Here is a 19,073-nt window from a genome sequence, read left to right on the forward strand (position 1 = left end):
AGAAATTTTTTTAATCTTTTTTATTTCTATTCTAAATCGGGTTAGTTTTAAGCCATTTCTCTTCCGTACACCTTATATATCGGAGACAGTGTTATAAACTTAACCCCTATTTTAAAAATTTCTAAAAAAATATTTATTTTAATAGAGTTTGCTTTGCAAACTCCAGCAGTGCGAGGCGGCAATTGCTGAAAGCAATTATATTCCTCTGCCGCCGAGACACATCTTACATGCGAAGCATGTTTTCTAATTAATAGGAGATTTCTTTGAAATTTCCTATTAATTAGAAAAAGGGGCCTCTTCCAAATGGAAGAAGCCCCTGTAATTATGCTTTATTATCTAGTCGCACGATATAATTGGTTAATAGTTACCCAAGATTAACTTTCATTACCCTAAGATAGAAAGTACTCCCTGTGTAGACTGGTTAGCCTGTGCAAGCATTGCCTGACCTGCCTGTGTAAGAATATTATTCTTGCTGTAGTTAACCATTTCTTCAGCCATATCTGTATCACGGATACGTGACTCAGAAGCGTTAGTGTTCTCAACTACGTTATCAACGTTAGCGATTGTATGCTCAAGTCTGTTCTGGATAGCACCAAGAGAAGATCTCTGTGCAGATACCTTAGAAACAGCATCAGCGATTGCATCGATAGCGTATGTAGCAGCCTTACCTGTAGCATCAGCTACATTAACACCCTTAATACCAAGAGCTGCTGAATCCATAGCACTAATTGTAACACCAATCTTATTTGTCATATCAGCATCAGAACCAACATGAAGGTTGAATGTAAGGTCTTCCTGAACAGTTGTTTCGCCCTTCTTAAGTGAGAATTCTACCTTTGTAGGTGTAGCATTTGCACCTGTTGGTCTAACCTCTGATGGTTTCTTTCCATTTACATCTGTACCTGAAATTGATGTTGCTGCTGTACCTGAGCCAAACTTAAACTTAAGATCAGATACTTGTGTCGTAGCTCCAATGTTAGAAGCTGCCTTGAATTCGTTCTGAATAAGTGTATAAGCCTGCTTTGCAGAAATAAGCTGAGAATCATTATCATCTGTATCAGGATCTGCTCCTGCGTTAGTATGTTTGCTGAAAAGCTTAACTGTCTTACCATTGTACTCAATCTCAGAACCCTTACCAGCAAATAATCCAAGATCAGAGCCCTTTACCTCAGAAGTATCTGCATTTGTCTTCTGTGTATTAATTGTAAATGACTTTCCATCAATCTTAATTACTTCACCATCCTTTAAACCGCCTGAAGATGTACCAAGTACATCCAAAGCATTAGCAAGCTGAGTATCAGCGTCAGCCCCTGAAACACCAATAGTGTACTTTGTTCCACCGATTGTTACTGAATCGCCCATAGCAAGAGCATTCATTGTAAGAGTTGCTCTCTCTGTGTTCTGAGTAAGTGTTCCAGCAAGACCTGCATCATGAGCTGCAATCTTGATTGTCTTTGTTCCGTAGTCACCCTTTAATAAGTAAGACTCGTTGAACTTTGTTGTCTCAGCAACACGATCGATTTCAGTTGTAAGCTGATTAATTTCATCCTGGATAGAAGAACGATCTGACTCACTGTTTGTTCCGTTTGAAGCCTGAACTGCAAGCTCATTCATTCTCTGAAGCATTGAATGAACTTCTGTAAGAGCACCTTCAGCTGTCTGCACTGCAGATACACCATCCTGTGCATTTGTAGACGCCTGAGAAAGCCCTCTAATCTGCTTGCGCATCTTTTCAGAAATTGAAAGACCAGCTGCATCATCAGCTGCACGGTTAATCTTATAACCAGATGCTAACTTCTCTGTTGACTTTGCCTGACTACTTGCTGTGATACCAAGCATTCTTGAAGCATTTGACGCCTGCATATTGTGTTGTACTACCATAATCTCTACCTCCTTGTAGATACCTGTCCGAGAATCCTTTCCCGGTTGATGTGCCTAGCACATCAGTTAATAACCTCACATTAACACCCAAATCCGAATCTCCAAAAAGACTTGAATGTTAATACCTAACCAACAGTACTCGTGCGGTATACTGTCTTTGCTTTTGCGTTATAAAATTTTAACGCACAGAAATCTCTCCTCGTTTCTGTAACCTTATAATAGCACCTTTTTTTGAAATTAACAGACTTTTCACTAATTGTTCATAAATTGCCTGTTAACTTTCATTCAAAAATAACGACAAGATCAGGTTTTGTTATATTTAATTTACCATATTCATTTATTTTGTTGTTATATAATACAAAGAGCCTCCAAAATGGACGCTCTTTTCTAAATATTATATTTATGGATATAACTCAACAACTTCTGCAAATCTAGGCAAAGAAAGTTCAACCAATCCTCTGCCTGCCACAGATATAACTCCTTTTTTTAGCAGACGCTCTTTATATCTAGGGAAGCTGGTGTTTGAAATTTGAAGCACATCACATATGTCTGAAACTGATGCAACCTTTGAACCAATTGCTCTTATAAGATCTCGATCTTTCTCTGACAAGCCTTCCCATATCTTTTTGTAAACAAAATCATCTAACAAATCATCTAGCTTAGATAAAATCTCGTCCCATTCCAAGCTATCATTATACTCATAATATAGCATTCCTAATGCCTGAAATGCGAAAGCATACCCTTTAGTAACAATAGCCATCTTATGAGCATCCTCTATTTCAAGATTGAAAATTGATTTATATTGCTTGGTAATCTGTGGTATGCTCAGCGGTTCCATGTTTATTTTAGGAGTTCTAAGCAAAAATGTTAATGCAGGGTCATTCTGAATTGCATAAATATTTTCATATAAACCTGTCATCAATAGGAAAATCTGGTAGTCCTTTCTCAGGTATATCTGAAACTGGCTTGCAAAATGTCTCATATTCTCTGTAGGCATAGCCTCATCTATTGTAATAAGAACTTTCTTATTCTTCTTTTTCAATGATGCCAGTATGCTATCTATAATACCTACATTATCCTGTGTCTGCCCTATTCCATTTAGTCCTATACTAATACCACCGGCAGAAACACTAAATCCATTCTTAAACAAATTGGGGATTTTCCTACATTCATCACTTAATCTCTGTGCAAAATCCTCAACCAAGTCCTGAGTAGAATTAAGATCTACAACAACCCATTCTGTCTTCTCAGAAAGAATATTAGCAATAGTAGTCATAAGCACAGTCTTACCACTACCTCTAACACCTTCTATCAAATAGGCATTACTAATAGGATTGTCTGCCTCGAATGTGCTAATGATTGTATCAGTATTCTCATATCTAGAAATATATTCACCTGGCTGCTTTCCAAAGGTAAGTGTAAATGGGTTATCCTTCTTCATAGTTCCCTCCAAACTCCAATTCTATTGATATGCATATTATATCATAAATTATCATAATACGCATATTTTATCATAATCTATCATAAAACTGCCAATTTTTGATAATATTATCATAATCAATCATAATTCGCATTTTTTATCATAATTCATCATAAAAGGCTTCCACATTGGGAAGCCTTCCTTTTAACGGTCTTTGCCGTATATATATGTCGCAAAGTAAATAACACTTGCTATGATTACAATCATTGGGCCTGTGGCCATATCTGTGAAGTAGGATACAAAAAGTCCTGCCACGCCAGAGAAAATACTGAATATCATAGAGAAGTAGGTATACTCTCTAAAATTCTCAGAGATATTTCTGCTGCTGGCTGCTGGAAGGATAAGCAATGCATTAATAAGAAGGATTCCAACCCACTTAATGCTAAGCATTACTAGAAGTGCTATAAGTACCGCAAAAGCATCTTCCATTACTCGCACCTGCATGCTTCGGCTCTTTGCCAAAGTGGCATGGATACTGATAGCTGTCAGTCTGTTGATACTTACACACCAGAAAATAAGGATTACAGCGAACAATACTATAAGCTGAATAATCTCTGTAACGGTGATTGATAATATATCACCTACAAGTATTGCTGAGTAGTTGCTAAAACTGCCGCCTCTTGAAAGGATTGCAAGACCAAGGGCTGTGGCACAGCTTGCAAAAACAGAGATAAGTGTATCTGATGAGCTGAGCCCCTTTCTACTTATATAATTAAGAAGAAGTGCGAAGCAAACACCAAAGATAATCATGGACACTGTGGTGTTGGCTATGCCCATGATGACACCTGCTGCGATACCAGTAAGTGCTGAATGTCCAAGTGCATCACTGAAATATGCCATTCGTTTTTGAACAATCATGGTACCTACCATTCCAAACAATGGAGAAATAAGCAGGATAGCTATTGTAGCTCTAATCATGAAGGCGTAGCTAAACATTTCGTTAAACATTTGCATTCACCTCCACTTCTCCTGTTGCTCCCTTGCCAAATACATTCTTGAATGCGTCTGTCTCGTACACAAGCTTTGGACGGCCTGCTGCTGCCACTGTCTTATCTATAAGGATGACATTGTCTGCATACTTATATACATAATCAAGGTCATGACTTACAAGGATAATTGCAAGATCATGTGTCTCCTTCAGATATTTCATCTTTTCATAGAAGGCATTCATACCATTCTTATCGATACCTGAAACTGGTTCATCTAATAATAGAAGGTTTGGGGTATCATGCACTGCCATAGCAAGAAGCACTCTCTGTAGCTGTCCACCTGAAAGTGTACCTACTGGCTGGTCAATAAGCTCGGCCACATCAAACTCTGCTAAGGCTTCACGGACATGCTCATGCTCTTTCTTGCTATTAAGAAGAATTGGGAGTTTGCCTGTGAAGGATTGGAATAAATCATACACTGAAAGTGGTGTGCTTCTATCTATATTAACAGTCTGAGGCACATAGCCAATCTTAAGACTTGGCATGTTATTATTCATTTTATTCTTAAACTGGATTTCACCTGTATATGGCACCTCACCTAGGATGGCACGCACCAAAGTAGACTTACCTGCACCATTACGGCCTACCACAGCAGTCATCTGACCACAGTGCACATGTAGATTAATATTCTCCAGTACCTGCTGGTCTCCGAAGGCTACGCCTAAATTATTGAATTTAATACAGTGGAATCCACATGGGATAATTTTTTTCATGTCATAAATACTCCTTGACACCAAAACATGCATTCGATATTATGGTTTGGTGCTACGATTTACGGTAGGCGGTTAGCCCTCACCAGAGGGTTCTTCCCTCTGAGTATAAAGGAGGGTGATGCCAATGGTCTCATATAGTGATTTATTCATGTTTGTAGACATGTTAGTATCTGTCATAACACTAATTCTTGTAATTAGTACTAAGACAAAGAAATAGCCGCCCTGTCCTGAGAAAACAAGCGGCTATTTTTTAGTAACTGTTTCATTAGGGCTAACCGTCTATCGGTAGCACTTTTTACATATAAATATTAACATCTACACTCTTAGCCGTCAATTATTTATTCTATTATCTATTCTAGAGTAATTCTCATTAATCACTTTGATATAGTCTTGTTTAGAATAATTACCATGCATCAATGTCTCAAGGTATACTACCTTCGCATCTGTCTGCTCCTCGATGAGGTCTCCCATAGATTTGCCATAGTCATATTCTGCAAAGACAAGCTTAACATTATGTTCTTTGATTTCATCAATGAATGTGCTGACTTCACCTGCACTGACCTGGCGCTCTTCATCTAAGTCCATAGTTGCTACTACATTGGCTCCAAGAGACTGTGCTGTATATGCAAATGCTTCATGAAGGATGGCAACGTCTTCATTTGCCACTGCCACATCTAATCCCTGTTTGTCTATTTCATTCTCAAGCTTATGGCTATACTCGAAAAAGTTCTTAGAAATAGGAGTCTCTTCTCTATTTGGATTAGGCCCCATTAATTCATTGGCTATAGCAGCCACCTGACATTTATATAATCTGTCATCCATCCAAATATGGCTGTTGGCACCATGATCGTGATGGTGTTCAGACACCTCATCCTCTTCTTCATGGCTTTCCTCTTCATCTTCCTCTATCAAATACTCGTCCATACCAATGAATCCATCTGAATGCTCTATAGCCTCATAGGTATCTATAATCTTAAGGTCTGGGTATGCGGCCACCACATCATCAAGATAGCCTTCCATACCCCCGCCATTTACAATAAGCACATCTGCCTTTGACAGATTCTTCATGTCCTCTGTGGTAAGGGTGTAATCGTGAAGGCAACCTGTGGTAGGCTGTGAAAGATTCTGAACCTTATAGCCTTCTACTCCATCAAGAAGGTTTAAAGTGGCAATGTATACAGGATTACAGCTGGTCATTACCAGTATCTCATCCTCCTTTGCCACCTGTTCATTATTTAGTTTTACATAAAAAAATGTGCCGATACTGCACACCACGGTGATGGAGATTAGCAGTAGCAGCACAAAAATATATTTGTTTTTTTTCATTAGTCTAAGTCATCCACATCTGTGAGAGATGCTTCGTTTTCTATTACTTGGTCTAAGAAGTCCTGGATAGTGTCTAATCCCTGCTTAGTCTGAGATGAGAAAGGTACAATGATGGTGTCCTTTCCAGCACCTAAGCCCTCGCGAAGGATCTTAATCTGCTTGTCTAGCTGGCTTCTCTTAATCTTATCAGCCTTTGTGGCGATAACGATTGGATCGTAGCCAACATAATCCATCCACTCAAACATCTGCTTATCGTTGGCAGATGGTGCGTGACGAATATCCACAAGCAGAAAAACAGCGCGAATCATATCTGAGGTGTTGAGATATGTTTCAATCATCTTACCCCATCTTTCACGCTCTTTCTCAGATGCCTTAGCAAAGCCATAGCCCGGCAAATCAACTACGTAAATTTCGTCATTAATATTGTAGAAATTTATCGTCTGAGTTTTGCCCGGCTGTGCTGAAACTCTGGCTAAAGCCTTGCGGTTCATAACCGCATTTATGAGTGATGACTTGCCTACATTTGACTTACCTGCGAAGGCAACCTCTGGGAGATCGTTCTTAGGAAGTGTGGATGTAGGCCCGCACACTGTTTCAAGATTACATGAACGGATAACCATTATGCGCTCTTTTCCTTTTTATCCTCGATGGATACGACTGCTGCCTCATCCTCTGCTTCCTTATCGATAAGGAGAAGATTTGCATCTACCATCTCTTTTGTTACTGTGATCTCTGTAATGCTCTCGTCAGATGGAACATGATACATGTAATCCATCATAACTGACTCAACGATAGCACGAAGACCACGGGTTCCAGTCTTTCTCTCGATTGACTTCTTAGCGATTTCGCGAAGTGCCTCATCCTCAAAGTGAAGCTTTACACCATCCATCTTAAATAATGCCTGGTACTGCTTTGTAAGAGAATTCTTTGGCTCCTTAAGGATACGAATCATATCCTCTTCAGTAAGCTCATTGAGGGATACATTAATAGGCACACGTCCGATGAACTCAGGAATGAGACCATACTTAATGAAATCCTGTGGAAGAGCCTGCTGTAAAAGCTCGTCAATCTTCTGATTGTTTTTATCCTTAACGTCTGCACCAAAACCAATAGCGCTGACATTAGTACGCTGAGAAATGATTTTCTCAAGACCTTCAAATGCACCACCGCAAATGAAGAGAATGTTCTTTGTATCGATGGCAATAGTCTCCTGCTGTGGATGCTTACGTCCGCCCTGTGGTGGAACATTTGCAACTGTACCCTCGATAATCTTAAGAAGTGCCTGCTGAACGCCTTCACCTGAAACATCACGTGTAATAGATACGTTCTCAGACTTCTTTGTAATCTTATCTATCTCATCGATATAAACGATACCGATTTCTGCCTTTTTTATATCGAACTCTGCTGCCTGGATAAGCTTAAGAAGGATATTCTCAACATCCTCACCTACATAACCAGCCTCTGTAAGAGTAGTAGCATCTGCGATAGCAAATGGAACACCAAGTACACGGGCAAGTGTCTGAGCAAGAAGTGTCTTACCTGAACCTGTAGGTCCAAGCATAAGCACATTACTCTTCTGGAGCTCTACATCGATGTCGTCTGGATTTGCCATGATTCGCTTGTAATGATTGTACACTGCAACAGAAAGAACCTTCTTAGCCTCATCCTGACCAATAACATACTGATCAAGGAATGCCTTCATGTCTTCTGGCTTCTGAAGGTTGATTTCGATTGAATCGTTGTCAGCTGCTGGAGCAAAATCCTCAAGCTCTTCAACAATAATCTCCTGGCAGATATCTACGCACTCATCACAAATGAACGCCCCATTAGGACCTGCAATAAGCTTGCGAACCTGATTTTGTGTCTTGCCGCAGAATGAGCAGCGAATTCTATCATCGTTTCTTGACATAACTACCTCTTAAATAAATTTAAAAACAATAGCCCTATATATTTATCGGCTATTTAGTTCTTTTTAGTAATGATTTCATCAATAAGACCATAATCAAGAGCTTCCTGAGCATCAAGCCAGTGATCACGCTCTGTGTCGATGCAAACCTGCTCGTAATCCTTACCTGTGTTAGCAGCAAGCATACGATTGAGCTTTTCTCTAGTCTTTAAAATGTTCTTAGCAGCGATCTCGATTTCTGTAGCCTGTCCCTTTGCGCCGCCAAGTGGCTGGTGAATCATAACCTCTGCATTTGGAAGTGCAAATCTCTTACCCTTCTGTCCACCTGCAAGAAGGAATGCACCCATAGATGCAGCCATACCGATACAGATCGTAGAAACATCAGGCTTGATGTACTGCATTGTATCGTAAATAGCCATACCAGCAGTAACGCTACCGCCTGGGCTGTTGATGTAAAGATGAATATCCTTGCTAGGATCCTCTGACTCTAAGAAAAGAAGCTGAGCAACTACAAGTGATGCAGTAACCTCGTTAACTTCCTCACCAAGGAATACGATACGATCCTTTAAAAGTCTAGAGTAAATATCATACGAACGCTCTCCGCGTGAATTTTGTTCAATGACATAAGGTATTGTTGCCATAGTTTTAAGTATCCTCCTTTAATAGAAGCTAAGCCCGAGCTTACGCTCAGGCTATTGCTAAATTACGTTATTAATTATAGAGGTTTTTAAACCTTCTGTCTCGGATTTTACAAAAAGTTAATAAAAACTTTACAAAATAGACTATTATTCTGCGTCAGCTGCCTCTGTTGCCTCAGCCTCTGCCTTCTTTGTAGTCTTCTTCTTTGCTGTTTCCTTAACGTTGTCCATGATGAGCTCGATAGCCTTCTCGATAGCGATATCCTTCTTCATAGACTCCTTCTCGTTCTCACCAACAAGGTTCTTGATCTGCTCAAGCTCCATGCCGTACTGCTTTGACATCTCCTCAAGCTTAGCGTCAACATCAGCGTCTGTAGCCTCAATCTTCTCAGCCTTAGCGATTGCCTCAAGTACAAGTGAAGACTGTGTACGTGAAAGAGCATCTGGACGAACCTGATCACGGAAAGCGTCCATTGTCATGCCTGTAAACTGCATGTACTGCTGAAGTGAAAGACCCTGCTGTGCCATGTTGTTAGCGAAGTCGTTGATCATGTTCTCTACCTGGTAATCAAGCATAGCGTCTGGGATTTCCATCTCTGAATCCTCAACGATCTTAGCGATAGCTTCATCTTCCTGTGCACGACGGCCTTCTGCCTTCTTATTGTTCTCAAGGCGCTCCTTAACAGATGCCTTATACTCGTCTACTGTCTCGAACTCTGTATGATCTGAAACATACTCATCATCAAGCTTTGGAACATCCTTCTTCTTTACTTCGTGGATGTGGCACTTGAATACTGCTGGCTTTCCTGCAAGATCCTCAGCCTGGTATGTCTCTGGGAATGTAACCTCAACATCTACATCCTCGCCAGCCTTGTGACCGATGAGCTGATCCTCGAAACCTGGAATGAATGAACCAGAACCAAGAACGAGATCATAGTTCTCACCCTTTCCACCTTCGAATGCTACACCATCGATGAAGCCTTCGAAATCGATAACTGCTGTATCGTTCTTAGCAGCCTTACCGTTCTTTGTAACCATGCGAGCATCTCTCTCGAGCTCAGCCTTGATTGAATCGTTAACCTCTGTAGCTGTAACCTTAGAATCGATCTTTGTTACAGATACACCCTTGTACTTACCAAGCTTAACTTCTGGCTTAACAGCAACTGTAGCTGTGTAGATGAAATCCTTGCCCTTCTCAAGCTGTGTAATATCAACCTGTGGCTGTGAAACGATATCAAGCTTAGACTCATCATAAGCCTGTGGATATGTCTCCTGCATAATAATATTAGCAGCGTCCTCATAGAAAATCTCTGCACCATACATCTTCTCGATCATGTGCTGAGGAACCTTGCCCTTTCTAAAGCCAGGAACAGAAATGCTGTTCTTCTGCTTGTTATATGCCTTTGTAATAGCCTTCTCGAGCTCAGCTGCGTCAACTGTGACTGTAAGCTTTGCCATGTTCTTCTCAAGATTTTCTACCTGTACGTTCATTTACTAATATTCCTCCTCTAATGTATATATCAGGTACGACCTTAAAGGTCTATTATTTGCGCATTTAAACATGCCAAAAAATTATAGCAGAACTAATTTTTATTTTCAATAGCAGAAATCATATCGATTCTTGTCTGGTGACGTCCACCGCCCTCAAACTCAGCCTCTAAGAAGCTTTTTACGATATCCTTTGCAAGCTCAGAGCCAACAATTCTTGCTCCGAAAGCAATCATGTTTGCGTTGTTGTGCTGACGGATAAGACGTGCTGTAGCTGTATCTGAGCAAACACCACAGCGGATGCCCTTAACCTTGTTAGCTGCAAGGGAGATGCCTACACCTGTTCCACAGATGAGAACTCCAAGATCAACCTCTCCTGCTGCTACCATTCTGGCTGCCTTCTCGCCGTACTCTGGGTAGTGGCAGCTTTCCTTTGAATCTGTCCCGATGTTGATTACCTCATGTCCGAGGCTCTCAATGTACTCCTTAATCTCAAATTTAAGTTCTGGTGCTGCGTGGTCGTTAGCGATTACGATTTTCATTTTACAGGTACCTTATTTATTTCCTTTCCATATAATTTATAAATTCTATAGCCAAGCAAAATAACCGCCTCGAGGAAGCGCTTTAGGATAATCTGAGGCTCCTCTTTCCATTTTAATACTGGCTTAACCATTACTGAGCGGATGCCTGCACGGTTAGCTCCCCACACATCTGTGAGAATCTGATCTCCTACAAAGATAGTGTTGGTGACATCTGTGCCCATCTGCTCCATAGCCTTCTGGTAGCCTTTTGCCGATGGCTTATTTGCCTTGTAGATGTAAGAACAATATGTAACAGCCTCCTTGAATGTCTTTACACGTGGCTCTTTATTATTAGATAGAAGCAACGCCTGAAAGCCTATCTCGTGAAGCTCCTTAAAAAATTCCTTTGCTCGGTCATCTGCTGGGGCATTATGAGGGACAAGTGTGTTATCAACATCAAAGATAACTCCTCTGTAGCCCTGCTCATAAAGCTTTTTAAAATCAATTGAATAAGTACTATCTACATAGTCTCTTGGATATAAATTTCTTTTACTCATAGGCTCGATTTTAACACAAAAACAGGGACATGAAAACCATGCCCCTGTATAATTATTGCCTATATCACTGTCTTATTTTTTCAAATTTCTTTTTCTTAAGAGTGTTGTATAAGCGATTACTGCTATTGCGCCAAGTACTACTATGACTGCTGCAACCTTCTGAGCAAAAGAAGTATCTCTCTTATCTAATACTGACTTAGGAGCTTCCTCCTCAGAAATTTCCTTTGTTTCCTCTGATGTCTCAGGAGTTGTTTCCTCTACCTCTGAGCTCTCTTCAGAAGCTTCTGTAGAAGTCTCTTCAGTTACTTCCTCTTCCTCAGCTACTTCTTCCTCAGCAGTCTCTTCTGTCTTAGTCTGCTTTTTAGTAGAACCATTTGTCTTAGGCTTATTTGTATCTCCAGCAAGTGGCACCTGAGTCTCAGGAACTGTTACAGCCTCAGTATTTGTTGATACTGTTGTAGTTGTAGATGATGCTGTGCTAGTGCTACTTCCTGATGAAGATGAGCTGCTACCTGATGATGCGCTGGATGAAGAACCACCCGTACTTCCACTAGTTGATGGCTGTGGTGCTGGTGTAGGAGTTGGAGTTGGCTCTGGTGTTGGCTCAGCCTTTACTAAATCAGTCTTGATAAGAGCAATCCAGCTTAATACACCATCAGCGCTTCCTGTCTTAGAAAGTGATACTGTTACTGTTGCCTTCTTTTCTAGCTCGAAGAGTACGGTCTGCTGATTTTCAACATCACTATATTTAAGTGTGAAGTCCTTAACTGCAATCTCCTTATCACCATCTGTTACTGTAATTCTAAGTGGACGAGTTGTATTCCACCACTCTGAAACACCAAGATCTACAGCATATTTACCAGCCTCAAGATCAAAGCTGTAATCAATATTTTTGTTTGAACGAGCCCAGAAGCCATGTCCCCAGATATCGTCACTTGAATACTTCACGCCAAGATCGTCTGTAAAGTTTCCTGTGTATCCAGCGTGATTCTCTGAAGTATATGCCTGGTCTGTCTCGTCATTGCGAAGTACCTTACCCTGCATATTCTGAACTTTATTGAAGAAGCTGTTATCAATCTTCTGTCCGTCTGCATTTGTAGAGGCACAATCGAAGAAATAGATTAGCTTGTCATTTACAACATTTGCTGTAAATTTGATTGTACGTCCATTTTCCATGAGACCGGAAACTTCCATTTCACCGATTGCATTATCGTCAGCCTCAATTGAATCCCAAACAACTGGAATCTTAATTGTCTCTTCCTCCCCCTGATATTTAATTTCGATATCAGTTGGAAGATTTTCCTTTAATTCCTTTACACTTGCCACAACTGTAGGAAGTGATGTAACTATATCGTATGACTTTAATGAATCAAAAATTGATAAATCCCAGTCATTGTATCTAAAGATTCTGATTCCGCCATCTGATGTAAATTCGATTGGGAGCCATACATATCTAGAATCACGAAGGAGGTATCCCTTGTCAGGATTTGACCAACGATCTCCCATGTACATATATCTGCCCTTTCCTAAATCTACCACACATGTGCTTTGTGTATCGTAGGTTGTAGATGCACCCTCGTCTGTACAAGGATTTCCCTTTACTGACCACTCACCAAGCATAGAATCTGCCACTGCATACTGTGCAGCGTTTGGTGCCCAACCTGTGCAGCCTGATGTAATCATGTAATACTTTCCATCACGCTTAAATACTGCTGGTGCCTCACGGCTTGCTCCAACGAAGTTTACAGTGTACTCATCTCCTTCGAGACCTGTGTACTCATCGTTCAGCTTGGCAATATACATATTTGCATTTCCATCAGATGAATAGATAACGTAAGCTGTACCGTCATCATCCTTAAATACATTCATGTCTCTTACATGACCATTTTCATTGTCCCAGCCATAGTCATAACCGGTATCCTGATGAAGAAGGTATGTACCGAGAAGCTTGTATGGTCCGTTTACTGTATCAGACACTGCTATACCAAGCTTTGCCTTTGCATAGTTTGAAGATGAACCTGAAGCATATGGGCTCTGTCCGTCTGCATGGAAGAACATCACATATTTGCCTGTCTTCTCATTGTAAAGGAACTTAGGACGCTCGATTACGCTTCCGCCCTCTGCTGTACCAGCCCAAAGATCTGTATAAATTGCCTTCTGTTCCTTTGAAAGCTTTCCATCTTCACGACCACCGTAAAGTGACTTGAAGTAATCCTTATCGAAATCTTCTTCCGAAGTCATTGTGCGAAGTACAAGTCCCTCATCCTTCCAATTGTAAAGGTCTGTTGATGAGTACATGTGAACACCAGGACATGGCATATAATCACTAGTCTTGTCCTCACCAATCCAGTAGTACTTCTTTACACCGTCAATTGTAAGCTGCTGAATCTGTCCACCGTGTGCCTGAATAACCTGACCATTGTTATCATATCTTACATCACCGTTTGTACCAGAGATTGTAGAGTATGTTGTCTTGTTATCACCTGTAAGCTCTCTGTAAAGCTTGATTTCTGCAATGTTTGCACAAGCTCCGTCAGCTGGCTCATACTTGATGTATCTGAATGTATTTGATTTAGACTGGAACTCCTCAGCAAATACATTTGTAAGTACCTCTGCTGTTGGTGCCTCTGTAGATGAAATCTCATGAAGTAATGTGTACTTCTCGCCATCCTTTGAGCCATAGAAGCAGCCACCAAGCATTCTGTCTGTGTAACCCTTTCTAGGAGCAAATGAGAATGCTGCGATTTCCTCTTCCTTGCCAAGGTCCACAAGAAGGTATCCAGACTCTAATCCATCAAAGTATGTATGAAGATTGCTGTCGATTGCCTTATCTACATCAGCGCTGTCAGCCCATGGCTTAGAACCTGAAACCATAGAGCGCTCAATTTTGATTTCCTCAAGCTTTGCAAGCTCAGCACCTGTACGTGTCTTCTTCTCTGCTGTCTGCTGTCCGTTGCCACTGCCTGAGTAGTGAATTCCATCAATAATATATGTAGTAATTGAATTGCCAAGTAAGTTAGCGAAAGCTGCTGACTCTGCCTTGCTAAGTGAAATCTCATCTGAGTCTGTTACATCTGCCCAGTTTTCACCATCCTCCAAGCTTCCGCTTGTTCTGATAGCTGTAATCTTTGTCTTTCCTGTAATCTCATCAAATCCAGAAAGATCAATCTTTGCCACCTTGTCCTTCTTAGCTGAGTTGATTGCTACTACAACTACCTGATCATTCTTTGGATCATAAGCCGCAAGTGTGCTGCTATTTGCTCCAATAATTGTCATGCCTGGTCGGATATAGCGTGTATACTGACCAAATCCATAGTACTTCTTAGAAAGGATAAGCTCGCTGTTATCATGGTCAGCTGCTGCAACGCCCCAGTATCCCTTGTCAGTCCTTGAAGCCCATGCCTTTTCCATGGCAGCTACTGTAAGGTAATCATTTTCTGATCCCTTCTTAACCCATGATTTACCATAATCTGAGCTATCCACATGCATATCGATTGCGTTCCACATTATCCACGCTGTGCAATCTAATCCCTTAATATCTGTGGCAATTCTGGCACCCATACCGATAGCTGCTGACATCTCACCAGCATCCTGACCGCCAGTAAATGAACCGTCAACCTCTGACATCCAGAGATTCTCGCCACCGTTTACTGCAGTTTTAGCAAGTGCGCTTCTCTTTGAACCGCTGTATGTATGTGTGTCAATTCTTGTAACAACATCCTTTGCCTCGTCAGAAAGTGCGTTATAAGAATCAATTGCTGTGTCGATAGAAGTCTCGTCAGATGCTGAAATGATAATATTAAGTCCCTTCTTCTCAAGCTCTTTATTAAGTGCAACAAGTACACGTGACTGAGACTCTCCTATATCGAAGTGGCAACCCTCCTGCTTGTTTGAATTTGCCTGCCAGTAATTTGTATAAGGCTCATTCATTGGAGTTGCACTCTGGAAGCTTACTCCATTGTCTGCCTTATCAAGATGCTCGATAACATCTGCCATGTAACAAGCAAATGCTGTGACACAATCTTCTCGAAGATTGTCATCATTAGCGTTCTTATTTCCTGATGAACATCCGCTCTCTGTCATGAAATAAGGTGGCGAGTTTGAAAATGCTTCGGCGATGAAATCATCTCCTGAAGCCTTTGCGGCTGCAACAAGAACGTTAACCTGATTGTTGTCAGCGCTCCAGTCATAGTTCCAAGCATATCCGCTAGTCCTATCAGCTCTATCAAATTTCTCCTGATAGTAGCTGAGCTTATGCTTACTCAAATCCATCTTCGTTACATCTACACAGTAACCAGGCACACCAGAATCTGAACGAATAATATGATTATGGATTGGGTCATCACCACCACCAACATTATAGCGTCCAATGTTAAGGCGAAGTCCTTTATCTCCAAAGATTGCCTCTGCAGCCTTTTTTGTAAGCTTGCTATTGTAGCCTATTCTGTTTGCCCACCAACAAAGGGATGTACCCCAGCCCTGGAACTCACCAAATCCGTCTTCATCTGTATCGTTGAAACGTGTTGATTGTGATGGGTTAAGCTTGATTTCAGTATCAAAAGCCTTTTCTTCTACCACTTCAGCTTTCTGAGCTGTACCAGAAATCATAAGGCCTGAAATAACTGGATCTGGATCTCCTGATTTTTCAGGAGTAACAACAAAGTGAACCTCAGTAGTCTTAGCTACATTCTCCACCTTGAATTCTACCTTATCAATGATGCGTGGCTCAGAACCTGAAAGCTTAACTGTTGTCACATCAGACTTAACTTCCTTGCCCTTGTCATCCTTGTATGTAACATAGAAGTTCATAGGTCTTGTTACGCTCCACCATTCATTGAAGATACCAGTAGCTACGTACTCACCTTCTGAAAGAGGGACGATATATTCGCAGTTTTTGTCGCCTCTAGCCCACCAGCCATCTGAGAATACATCATCACTGGAAGATGTATATTTTCCACAATTTGCTTCATCCTCATTTACGATTCCCCAAGAGCTATCCTCTCCATAGATAGCATCTGGAGTCTCATTGAGAACACCAAACTTATCGCTTATTTTGTTGAACTTAGTGCTTGAGTTTGCACCTGAATCGATGAAGTATAAAACATCATCTGGAATATTTTCCATATCAAGTGGGTCCTTCTCTGGCTCCTTGATGCCATATTCCTTTACCAAAGCATCGTACTCTTCTGAGGTAATGTTGAGCACTGTTCCGTGTCTTGGAGCAGATGGAAGAGCATATTCCTCTGGAGTCTTGAACTTACCCTTTGCAATATCAGTTGTTATAACTGGCTTGTATCCACTTCCTCCAAAGTGATCGAGAAGAACACACCATGTATCTTCCTCTACATCATCCTTATTAAACTTGAAAGCTGTAGGTCCTTCAACACCCTGAATGCCCTCAAGAGATGGCGAATCAACCTTCTCCCACTCACCGAAGATACTCTTAGAACGCTCCATATATACGGTTGAAGCTGTCAGCTTTGTTCCATCTGGAAGAGTTCCGCCTCCCTCGTTCTTAGAGATTCTGTAAAGATATCCATCATTTCCACTTACTATAGTTGTATCGATTGTGGATACTGTCTTTCTATCAATCCAAACCTTTGGCTCAGTAAAGGTGTTGAAATCTCTCGTCTTGCTATAGTAGATTCTCTGAAGTCCGTAGTTATCTGCTGTAGTCTTAGATGCCCAGAAAACTACATACTCTCCAGTAATCTCATCATAATATGCCTCTGGTGCCCATGTACAGCCTGCCTCAATGGTATCTGTAAGAGTAACCATTCGCTGATTGCCCCAGTGGATAAGATCCTTAGACTCCCATACCATGATTGCCTGGCTTCCAGACTTCTGAGCTCTTGTCCAGTCACCGTTGCGTCCAATACTAAGGTCTGTTGCAATAAGGTAGAACTTATCACCCTCATGGCTTCTCATAACAAATGGGTCTCTTAACCCCTTCTCGCCCTTTGTAGATGTAAGTACATCCTTGCCATCGTTTAGCTCGCTGTAATTAAGACCATCATTAGAAACAGCGAAGAAAATATTCTCGCCTTTTACTGTATTTCCTGTGAAGTATGCAAAAAGGTAATCTGTAGTCTTTTCCTGCTTCTTCTTAGCCTTAACAGTAACCTCAAATTCCTTTTCCTTCTCTTCACCATCCTTGGATACAGTAGCTGTAAGAATTACCTTTGTATCCTCAGACTGTCTTGTAACTACGCCTGCTGGTGTAGATGCGTAATCATCATTCTTTGTAGCCTTATCTGTGATTACATCTGTGTCACTCGACTTCCATGTAATCTTTGAACCATATTTTCCTTCTGAAGGAAGAGTGATGTTTCCTCTTACATCATCAGCCTGGAAAATCTCAAGAGCATCATAATCTGCCTGAAGCTCATCCTCTACTACCTCTGGCTCCTCAGGCTTTTCTGCAATCTTCTCCTCAAACTGTGAGAATAAATCAGCAACCTCTGAGGCATTCATTGCACCTTCGTAAATACGATAGTCATCGATATAACCGCCGAAGTATTCACCACCATCCCAATTAGCTTTACCAATCTGGAGTATACTGTTATCCTTCAGCATTTTTGACATATCTGTGTCGAAGCTGTAATCATGCTTTGCTTCTTTTAGTTTTCCGTTTTCATATACTGCTGTATAGTCCTTTCCAAGAACCACAACAATATGATCCCATTCTTTCTTAATTCCATTTACAGAAAGCTGACCTGGGCGATCATTGTTATTTGAATTGTATCTTTCAACAGTAATATTGTTGCCTACATCAAGGACTCCAAGATACTTTTCACTTCTGTACACCTGGCTATTTTTATTTGGAGCCGCAAAGAATGTCCAACTTTTTCCACTTTTATCTGCCTGTCTTAGGTAAGAAATTGTAATTTCATTTTCCCCGGTTAACAGGCTGTCGCCATTGCTTTTCTCTACTTCAAGATAAGCATTCTCCCCATTGAAGTATGCTGCATTCTTAACAAGCTCAGTATCTGCCACCTTTACACCGTGGTTTACTGCCTTTGCTCCCGCTCCCTCAAAGCCTGACTCTTCATTGTCGAAATCAAAGGATGCAATAAGCTTGATTTCATCATCCTTATCTTCTTCAGAGTCTTCCTGCTTCTTCAGCTCTTTTTCATCTGACACTTCCTCAGATTCAGTTTCAGATTCTTCAGTCTCCTCGACCTCTGCTACATCTGTCTCTACTACATCTGTCTCTTCCGTCACTTCTGTCTCGTCTACTTCATCTTCAACCTTTGAATCAGCTTCCACCTTCTCCTCAACTAATTCATCGGTTTCGTCACGAGTCTCGGCTACAGTTTCCTCTGCATTTACAACCATGCCTATATCACTACCAATAGTTGTAATGGCCATAGCCGAGCAAAGAGCAACAGACATAACTTTGCTCTTAACCCCTTTCATACATGTCCTCCATTCTCTTCATATTTTTTAGGGATGAGTTGGGTGTAAATCTCATCCCCTTATTTATTCTCATAGAAAATGGTAAAGACAAACCTAGATTAAGTAAATAGAATTTCTTTCACAGTTTCTTCACATATATCTAAAATTTTTCCCAC

General features: G+C 40.9%; 12 protein-coding genes. All 12 read right to left on the reverse strand.

Annotation, left to right across the window (positions count from 1 at the left end):
* Nucleotides 1–384: 384 nt before the first annotated feature.
* Nucleotides 385–1,881, reverse strand: a complete 1,497-nt coding sequence (locus tag BLP54_RS09165) for a flagellin N-terminal helical domain-containing protein (RefSeq protein ID WP_090169008.1) — start codon at nucleotides 1,879–1,881, stop codon at nucleotides 385–387.
* Nucleotides 1,882–2,281: 400 nt separating this feature from the next.
* Nucleotides 2,282–3,322, reverse strand: a complete 1,041-nt coding sequence (locus BLP54_RS09170) for an ATP-binding protein (protein WP_090169010.1) — start codon at nucleotides 3,320–3,322, stop codon at nucleotides 2,282–2,284.
* Between the two features lie 183 nt (nucleotides 3,323–3,505).
* The gene (locus BLP54_RS09175) at nucleotides 3,506–4,309 is read right to left on the reverse strand and encodes a metal ABC transporter permease (RefSeq protein WP_090169012.1); all 804 of its coding nucleotides are present in this window, start codon (nucleotides 4,307–4,309) and stop codon (nucleotides 3,506–3,508) included.
* Complete coding sequence (locus tag BLP54_RS09180) at nucleotides 4,302–5,063, reverse strand: metal ABC transporter ATP-binding protein (protein WP_090169013.1); 762 nt, start codon at nucleotides 5,061–5,063, stop codon at nucleotides 4,302–4,304. Before BLP54_RS09180 ends, BLP54_RS09175 begins: the two co-directional genes overlap by 8 nt.
* Before the next feature lie 330 nt (nucleotides 5,064–5,393).
* A complete protein-coding gene (locus BLP54_RS09185; protein WP_090169015.1) occupies nucleotides 5,394–6,389 on the reverse strand; it encodes a metal ABC transporter substrate-binding protein in 996 nt (331 codons plus the stop codon).
* Nucleotides 6,389–7,009: a ribosome biogenesis GTP-binding protein YihA/YsxC gene (gene yihA / locus BLP54_RS09190; protein ID WP_090169018.1), complete on the reverse strand. Its 621-nt coding sequence runs from the start codon at nucleotides 7,007–7,009 to the stop codon at nucleotides 6,389–6,391. The genes BLP54_RS09185 and yihA overlap by 1 nt, the downstream gene beginning before the upstream one ends.
* Nucleotides 7,009–8,298: an ATP-dependent Clp protease ATP-binding subunit ClpX gene (gene clpX, locus BLP54_RS09195; RefSeq protein WP_090169019.1), complete on the reverse strand. Its 1,290-nt coding sequence runs from the start codon at nucleotides 8,296–8,298 to the stop codon at nucleotides 7,009–7,011. Before clpX ends, yihA begins: the two co-directional genes overlap by 1 nt.
* 53 nt (nucleotides 8,299–8,351) lie before the next feature.
* Nucleotides 8,352–8,936 (reverse strand): ATP-dependent Clp endopeptidase proteolytic subunit ClpP, encoded by a 585-nt coding sequence (gene clpP / locus BLP54_RS09200; protein ID WP_090169022.1) that lies wholly within the window; start codon nucleotides 8,934–8,936, stop codon nucleotides 8,352–8,354.
* 144 nt (nucleotides 8,937–9,080) lie between these two features.
* On the reverse strand, nucleotides 9,081–10,424 hold the full coding sequence (gene tig, locus BLP54_RS09205; RefSeq protein ID WP_090169025.1) for a trigger factor: 1,344 nt from the start codon (nucleotides 10,422–10,424) through the stop codon (nucleotides 9,081–9,083).
* A gap of 92 nt (nucleotides 10,425–10,516) precedes the next feature.
* Nucleotides 10,517–10,963, reverse strand: coding sequence for a ribose 5-phosphate isomerase B (rpiB, locus tag BLP54_RS09210; RefSeq protein WP_090169026.1), 447 nt, complete (start codon nucleotides 10,961–10,963; stop codon nucleotides 10,517–10,519).
* Nucleotides 10,960–11,499, reverse strand: coding sequence for a YqeG family HAD IIIA-type phosphatase (locus BLP54_RS09215; RefSeq protein WP_090169028.1), 540 nt, complete (start codon nucleotides 11,497–11,499; stop codon nucleotides 10,960–10,962). The genes rpiB and BLP54_RS09215 overlap by 4 nt, the downstream gene beginning before the upstream one ends.
* 72 nt (nucleotides 11,500–11,571) lie before the next feature.
* Entirely contained in the window at nucleotides 11,572–18,918 is a 7,347-nt protein-coding gene (locus BLP54_RS09220) for a family 43 glycosylhydrolase (RefSeq protein WP_090169031.1), read from the reverse strand.
* Between the last annotated feature and the right edge of the window lie 155 nt (nucleotides 18,919–19,073).

It is taken from the genome of Pseudobutyrivibrio sp. 49, assembly GCF_900100545.1.
GTDB lineage: Bacteria > Bacillota > Clostridia > Lachnospirales > Lachnospiraceae > Pseudobutyrivibrio.